Here is an 8,438-nt window from a genome sequence, read left to right as displayed (position 1 = left end):
TAGCTCGCGCTTGTATAAACCAGTAAGCATCGGACGTAACGCTCCCCAGTCAATCAGCGCATCAATCTTCATCAGCACGTTGTTTTGCTTCAAACGCTGCGCCAGTTCCAGTGATCCAAAATTCATCTGCATCTTCTGCTCCACTCGCCTTTTACCTTTCGCCATTCTAATTGTTTATTTGACTAACGTGGGGAAGTTGGGCAGGAGTCTTATGCTTGCCGGCTGCTCATCTGGGGTGGCTAGCGCACAAAGTGCTTGTCTCTAGAGAAAGATTTATTGCACCAGTCGCCATCGGTGATTAACTGGTTTTAGTTGTTCGATTTTGTTGGGTTAAATGAAATTTTTCGCTCACAGCCCGGGCGGCAATTTTCCCCACTGGTAGCCCTTGACAGCCAAATCATAGCCAACCTGGAACAATTGTCGCATGTATTCGGTATCAAATTCTTCCTTATGCGGTGCATTGAAACTTTCCGGGATATAAGCGAGATTAAAATCAATACCATCGCGCTGAGTCTGTGCATAGATTTTATATAAATCACCGATGCCTTGGGTATGGATCAGCGAGGTAATGGCGCGGCTGGCAATAGAGAGGGTGCGCCGCTCGACTTCTGCCCAGTCAGGATCCAGCCGGGCATTGCGGATGATATAAAGCCGCCGTTCCCGGACAACGCCATGCTGTTTGCTGATATCAGCCACCTTAATCGCTGGCGGATAAAGAAACGCTTGCGCCATGGCGCCGCCGTCCACGTGCATTTCCTGATAGCGCTGACCGTCTGCTTCGACATCGATCATCACCGGAGGAAAAGCCCCGGGTATGGCTGCTGAGGCAAGCAAAATCTTGTGAAAGAGCGCCAAAGCTTCAGGGTGGCCGCTGGCAGCGATCCTGCCCATGTTCCATATGACTGACTGACGGGCGTCCAGGTTGGTAGTAGCTATCAGCAGCAGACGCCCGCGCGCGTGCTCCTGGGCAATTTCCTTCAGCATATCTTCCGTAATGTACTTTTTTACCAGCCGCTGCAAGGGGGTATTATCAGCTAGCGCATCATCGAATAATGCGGCCAGTATATTGCGCTCTTCCAGAATGTCCTTGGGTGTGCTTTGCGTGTAGACGCTCTGTAAGACAAAATCATATTTTGACCCTAAAAAGGCAAATGGCGCGATCAACGCGCCTGTACTGATACCGGTGACCCCCTTGAACTCCGGCCGGTTGCCGACCTCTGTCCAGCCACACAGCAGCCCAGCGCCAAAAGCACCATTATCGCCCCCTCCCGAAAGCGCCAGAAAATTAGCAGGAAGCAGGCTGACATCCTGGCCCTGTGCCGCGAGATAAGCACGTTCCCGATAAAAGCTTTCAATCCCATCTCGGGCAAACTCAGGCATTTCAGCGCGCACCACGTAGCGCACCCCGGGTAAACCAACCACTTCAGCTTGCTCAGACCAAGCCTGGGGAACAGCAGCCTGCCGCATGGGCAGTGAACAACCAGGAAGCGTTAAGACTGTGCCAGCAAGTAGCGAAATAAGCGCAACCATTGAATGTACTTTTTTCATAGCGATACCTTATTTTCGTATCATACATCCTGGCAGTATAGTTTAAGTCTTGCCGCCGTAGTAGCTACTTACGGCTAGTACGGTTCTCTTTATGCAGCCTAGCCACGATTGAAGATGCTGGGCATGGAGGATACTCTAGAAATTAATGCGCACCCCCAGCGAAAACTCACGTCCTCTTCTAAACTCACGCGTTACTTCATCGCCCTGTTTCACGACGAATTTATCGTCCAATAGATTTCGCATGGTTACACGCATGGCCAGCCATTTATTGATATTCTGACTCAGCACAAAATCAAGTTGCTGGAAAGGCTGCTCATATTTATCGGGTGCTCCCAGCAAGCCAACCGATTCGATTCGCTCGCTCGCGACATTGTATAACAGGGTAGCCTGCGTTCCCCATTGGCGGTTGTCATAGCCTAACTGAAAATTAATAATATGTTGCGAGTGGCCCTGAAGCGGCCGGTTTGACGTGGTTTGGGCCTGTAGATTTTGCTCATTGAGCTTGGCGCTTGAATCTGACCAGGTATAGTTTCCGCCAAAGGTAATATTTTCCAAGCGGGGATGAATAAATCCAAGATTTTTCAGTAATTCGAATTCCACCCCGTAAACACGCGCCGAATCTGCATTCTGGAAAGTCAATAAACCTGCATTGCCAGGCACGGCAACCACTTCAATCGGGAGGGTCAAGTCTTTCCAGAAAAAACCAACCAGGATATTTTCATTCGGTGACAGATAATATTCCCAGCGCGCATCGTAGCTGGTCACATCGGTTTGTTTAAGATTAGGGTTTCCTATGGTTTCCTGATTGGTATTCATGTCGGTAAAAGGTGCAGGTGACAGCTCCCTGAAATCCGGTCTGGAAATCGTTTGACTGAACCCCGCGCGCAACTGCTGTTTCTCCGAAATCAGCCAGGTCGCTGAGACTGAAGGCAGCATATCGACCCGGTCGAGTCTTGAAATAATGGATTCGCTCCGCTCCCCTACCGACTTGAATGTTTCAACATTCTGGTTCATGTCCTCCCAGCGCAAACCACCTGAGATTCTTAATGTTTCAAACAGGTTTGCATCCAGTTTCCCATAATAGGAGAACAGATCCATTTTGGCGGCGAAACTATCGGTCGGACGCGTGGTGTCACGTACCTGAAAACCATTGGGGCCAATAAACCTGGGCTGAAGGATATCCTCCAGTGAAGGTTGCGCCAGAATAGCCGGATTTCTTGCATCCGCACCGGCAGGGATATAGGTAAAACGCTGAATGCCGGAGTTCCTGGTTCTATTCTGCGTGATAAAACCGCTTTCGGCAGAGAATTTGTAATTAGGCGAGGGTTCCAGTGGCAGCTTGACATCGACGCGCCAGCTTTCATCTTTATCCTTCAAATCCCCGAACAAAGTCTGATTACTGTCAGCTCTTCTGGAAAAAGCAAATTCCCCGGTGTTGGGAGCAATTTCATCATAACGATAATCCCTGGTTTTGGGATCTTCCCTGTCCGCCGTGGCATTGGTATACAGCCAGTCGACTTTCAAATCCTTTGCCCAGTCAAACATATGTGCGCCACCGAATTGCTGCATGAGCAATTGATTAGAAAAAAACCTGAGTCTCGTTCTGCGAATGTCAGTTAGCTCAGCGTCACTGAATCCCTGGGAAATTCTTCCCTCATCAACGGATTGCCGCAGATACATCGTTTTTGAAAACAGCCTGTGCTTGTCCTTGTATTCAAGATCAGCCGCAAAATAGCCATTTAATTGCACTTCCTGCAATGTTCTTCTCACATCAAATTCCTGGGTTTTGGTCAAGACATTATCCTCTCTGCCCGTTGCAATAAACGCCCGGTTAATCTCTTTCAGATTTCTATATTCCTGGCGCCAGCCGGCTGCGGCGATATAACCCGCTCTGAAATCGCCAAAATTAAAAACATCCCCCATGGATGCCTGCATTCTGCCATCTGGCGGATTATCTTTCCGTTTGATATCCCAGACATCAGACAAATCTTCGCCAATGGTTTCAAGTTCAGCCGGGGTCAGGCCATTCGGATTAAATATCGTTTTCGGTTCGATACGGGCGCCTCCTGCTGTGGCATTTTCGATCGAACCAGGCAAATCGCGCGCACCGTCATCAAAGCTTAGAAAATCCAGATCGCCACCCTTATAAGTCAACCCCTTGGCAAAAGTTGAACCATCGACGAAACCAATCTGCCCGTTAAAATTAAAGAAAAACTCGTCTGGAATGCCTCTTGTCCGCAGCTCAATGGTGCCGCCGGCAAATTCACCGGGACGATCAGGCGAATAGGTTTTTTGCACCAATACACTTTCAAGTATATTCGTGGGAAAAAGATCCATCGGCACGACCCGGCGGGTGGGATCAGGACTGGGAACCGATGCGCCATTCACTAGCGTGGAAGAAAAACGCTCCCCCAACCCGCGAATAAAAATAAACTGCCCCCCTACCAGAGTTAACCCCGAGGCTCTTCTCAAAGCAGCCGCAGCATCCGCATCGCCGCTGCGGCTGAATTGCTCAGCGCTCATAATGGTGGCCACTTCAGCGGAAGTTTTTTGCTCCTCGATCACAGCAGTCAGCGTTCCTGCCAAATGTGGCTCCAGCACGACAAACTCGGCCAATTCAACCCCTGCAGGCGTCAGATTGAAAGACAATTCGGTAAGCTGATCTTTAACAATTTCAACATTGTCCCGCGTCTGGCTATTGTAGGCAGAGTGCAAGAGCGAGACGCTGTAAGCGCCAGCAGGAACATTGATTTGCACTCGGCCCTGCTCGTCAGTCCGCAGCCGTTGATTTAAACCGCTAATAAAGACCTGTGCATCTTTAATCGGCTTTTGCGTCTCTGCCGACAGCACCTGCGCAGAGACTGTCCCGACGCCGGCTGACTCGGCTGGCGCTACCTGCGTATCCGTCCCGGCCAGAATGCCCGCTTCCGAACTTTCTATATTAAGCAGCGGCTTTCTGTCATCTGCATAGAAAGTCACCAGAATCTGCACATCTTCTGCTGACCGCAGTGGCAAATCAAACTCAAACTGCTGCTTTTTCCGGGTTCTGATACTGATCTGGTAGCGCCCGGGCGGCAGTTTTCCTGCAATACTGCCATTGGCATTGGTTGTGATGGGCGAGCCATCTTCCGCACGCCAAGTATACGAACCCTCCGCACCCCCAATAAATCCCGCATCTGCTCTGACAGGCCGATCGCTACTGATCAAAATCTCCGCATCAGCGACAGGCATTCCATCCTGGAATAAGTTTATGGAAAATCTTGCATTCTCGGCATTTCCCCAAACTGGACCATTTATTGCCAAGACAGCAATAAAGAACATAACAGCATTACAAAATTGCTTCATTATCAACCTGTATTTTGATTTCCAGCAGACGTATTTATCAGCATTGCCGGTTCTTAATCAGCACCTGCATACGGGATGCTGATGCAATATCTATGGCATAAGAAAATGTGATGGCTTACTGCGCGCTACTACTTAAATGGACACCGATACTATCCAAGAAATATGAAAGTAATATGACACTCCCTTAAAAATGTCATATTTAATGAAGCAAGCTGTGAAAGAACTAGAGACCGTTCCGGCATAACATTTACAAAAAAGTCGTTCGGCCTGAGCCTGCCGAAGGCCAATGCCAATTTGCTTGGCAGTTCGACATATTCACCGCGAACAGCAAAGGGTTTACCGGAACGATTCACTAGGTTGCGCCCCCCTGGCGGTGATTTCATGTATACGGGAACGAAAGCGGAAGCACTATGGCCCCGGCTCAATTAGCACAGTTGGCCAAGTCCACGTGAATGATCGATTACTGATACCAACTTCAATGTGTCAGCAGTGGAGAATCTGCGCGGCACGGCGGGATTTCATGCAAGCCTTTTGCTGGAGCGGGCAGTACACTTAGCGAAGCAAGTGAATATTTTAGCGTCAGAAATCCTTAAGTTGATTTCTCAGGATAGCTTAAGAACCAATTACATATTTAGTTATAATGCTATCTATTTTTCTCCTGTCAAATCAAACTGATTCTATGATTTATGCATAATGAAAATCTTCTTCTGTACCTAATACTTCTCCCTTTCATGGGAAGCATGTTGGCTGCAATGCTGCCGGCAAATGCGAGAAATGCAGAAGCATGGTTATCGGGAGGAGTGGCAATCGCAGCATTTATTATTGTTGTTTGCCTTTACCCATGGGTCGCAGATGGAGGGATAGTGCGCTACGCGATCGAGTGGCTGCCTGAACTTGGTCTGAACTTTACGCTTAGAGCAGATGGTTTTGCGTGGATGTTCTCGATACTGATTACCTGCATTGGCTTCCTTGTGGTGCTATATGCGCGTTATTACATGTCACCCAAGGATCCGGCACCACGTTTTTTTTCTTTCTTGCTCGCATTCATGGGTGCCATGCAAGGGATGGTGATCTCAGGCAACATTATTTTGCTAACGATCTTCTGGGAGCTCACCAGTATTTTCTCTTTCCTCCTGATCGGCTACTGGCACCACAATGCAGCTGCCCGCGATGGCGCACGCATGGCTTTAATCATTACTGGCATCGGTGGACTTTGCTTGCTTGTTGGCATGATTATCATCGGACATATAGTTGGCAGCTACGAACTGGACTACGTATTGGAAGCAGGTGATAAGATACGTCAGCATCACCTCTATGTTCCTGCGCTTCTGCTCATTCTAATGGGAGCGCTGACCAAGAGTGCGCAATTTCCGTTTCATTTTTGGCTCCCTAATGCAATGTCCGCGCCGACACCTGTATCGGCTTATCTGCATTCGGCAACAATGGTAAAAGCGGGTGTGTTTCTACTTGCGCGGTTTTGGCCAATCATGTCCGGCACTGACGAATGGTTCTTTATCGTCGGCTTTGCTGGCATGAGTACATTGCTGCTTGGTGCGTATTTCGCCATTTTTCAGCAAGACCTAAAGGGTTTACTTGCTTATTCGACCATTAGCCACCTGGGTTTGATCACTACACTGCTCAGCTTTGGTAGTCCGCTAGCAGCAGTTGCTGCAATTTTTCACATGATGAATCATGCAACCTTCAAGGCGTCGCTATTTATGGCAGCTGGCATCATCGATCATGAAGCTGGCACGCGCGACATGCGCAAGCTCAGCGGCCTTCTTAGCTGTATGCCGATTACTGCCACGCTCGCGATGGTAGCAAGTGCAGCCATGGCCGGCGTACCCCTTCTAAATGGTTTTTTGTCAAAAGAAATGTTTTTTGCTCAAACATTGGAACAACATAGAGCATCGCTATTGGATGGTGTTGCACCTTATGTTGCTACGATCGCAAGTGCATTTGCGGTTACTTATTCCGTACGCTTTATCCATACAGTTTTTTTTGGATCTAAGCCAGAGGATTTGCCACGTGAGCCACACGAACCACCGCGCTGGATGCGACTACCTATAGAGTTTCTGGTGTTAGTCTGCCTCATTGTCGGTACCATCCCTGGCCTTACTATTGGCCCCTACCTACATACTGCTGTGGTATCGGTGCTGGGCGAGCGTACACCGGAATACAACCTTGCCATATGGCACGGCATCAATACTCCGCTGGTCATGAGCGTAGTAGCCCTCGCCTGCGGTGTGCTTTTCTATCTGGTGCTACGAAATTATTTAGCGCGAGGTGTGGATGGTCCTCCAGGAGTACGCAGCCTCAAAGGAAAACGCATATTCGAGCAGCTTCTTGTTACTATCTCCTGGCGCTGGGCTCGCTGGATGGAATCGCATTTCGGTACGCAACGCTTGCAACCACAACTACGGCTGGTAATTTTCTTTGCTTTCGCTGCTGGGCTTTGGCCATTTTATTCCGCGGATTTCCATCTGAGCCTACCAGCGCTCACAGAAATCGATCCAGCCTTCGCTGCAATCTGGATCATTGGTATCGCCTGTGCGCTCGGCGCTGCGCATCAAGCGAAATACCACCGGCTAGCTGCACTGATCCTGATGGGGGGTGCGGGTCTTGTAACTTGCATTACTTTTGTCTGGCTCTCAGCACCTGACCTTGCACTCACACAACTCCTCGTTGAAATTGTGACGACGGTACTCATCTTGCTCGGTCTTCGTTGGTTGCCGAAGCGGATTGAAAAAATCGACAATCATAATACGCTGATAGTGCGCATACGCAGGTACCGTGATTTCTTGCTCGCAGTCGCTTGCGGGGGAGGTATGGCGATGATCACCTATATAATGATGTCCAGTCCGTTGTCCGATACCATCGCCAGCTACTTTCTGGAACAAGCCTATCCCAAAGGAGGCGGTACTAACGTCGTCAATGTCATTTTGGTTGATTTTCGAGGCTTCGATACATTCGGCGAGATTACCGTTTTAGGTATTGTAGCGCTTACAATCTTCGCATTACTGCGACGTTTCCGTCCAGCACCTGACAGTATTGAAATACCGGAGCAGCAACGCATGCAGAATGCCTATGACGATGCTAGCGCGAACCGTGAGATTGGCGAGACAGTACGTGACTACTTGTGGGTACCTTCCGTTATCATGCAGTGGATGTTTCCGTTTATTATCCTTCTGGCCGCCTACCTCTTCCTACGAGGCCATGATTTGCCCGGTGGAGGATTCGCGGCAGGGATCACTATGGCAATTGGCTTCTTGCTACTATATATCGCTGGCGGAACACGATGGATGGAAGACCGTCTGTATATCTTGCCCATGCTTTGGATCGGTTTTGGTCTGATACTAGCGATGTTTACTGGAATAGGGTCCTGGCTATTCGGATTTCCCTTTCTCACTTCTTATTTTCACTATATGGAGATACCGCTCGTCGGCAAGGTACCCATCGCCACCGCACTGCTCTTCGATCTAGGCGTATTTGCACTCGTAATCGGGGCCACTGCCCTGTTACTTATTGCACTTCCTCACCAATAC

At 49.2% G+C, this 8,438-nt stretch carries 3 protein-coding genes; 1 reads left to right on the top strand and 2 read right to left on the bottom strand.

What is annotated here, in order from left to right:
* Positions 1 to 348: 348 nt before the first annotated feature.
* Together J5I83_RS04685 and J5I83_RS04680 are read right to left on the bottom strand one after the other, a co-directional pair.
* A complete protein-coding gene (locus tag J5I83_RS04685; RefSeq protein ID WP_304053677.1) occupies positions 349 to 1,548 on the bottom strand; it encodes a patatin-like phospholipase family protein in 1,200 nt (399 codons plus the stop codon).
* A 135-nt stretch (positions 1,549 to 1,683) separates the two neighbouring features.
* Positions 1,684 to 4,893, bottom strand: coding sequence for a TonB-dependent receptor (locus J5I83_RS04680; RefSeq protein WP_304053675.1), 3,210 nt, complete (start codon positions 4,891 to 4,893; stop codon positions 1,684 to 1,686).
* A gap of 686 nt (positions 4,894 to 5,579) precedes the next feature.
* Here J5I83_RS04680 and J5I83_RS04675 point away from each other — a divergent pair.
* Positions 5,580 to 8,438, top strand: a 2,859-nt coding sequence (locus tag J5I83_RS04675; protein ID WP_304053672.1) for a monovalent cation/H+ antiporter subunit A, incomplete at its 3' end; no start/stop codon positions are given.

It is taken from the genome of Nitrosomonas communis, from assembly GCF_024102715.1.
GTDB classification, from domain to species: domain Bacteria; phylum Pseudomonadota; class Gammaproteobacteria; order Burkholderiales; family Nitrosomonadaceae; genus Nitrosomonas; species Nitrosomonas communis_B.
Note: the sequence above shows the minus strand (reverse complement) of the source record. Positions and strands in the feature narration are given on the sequence as shown.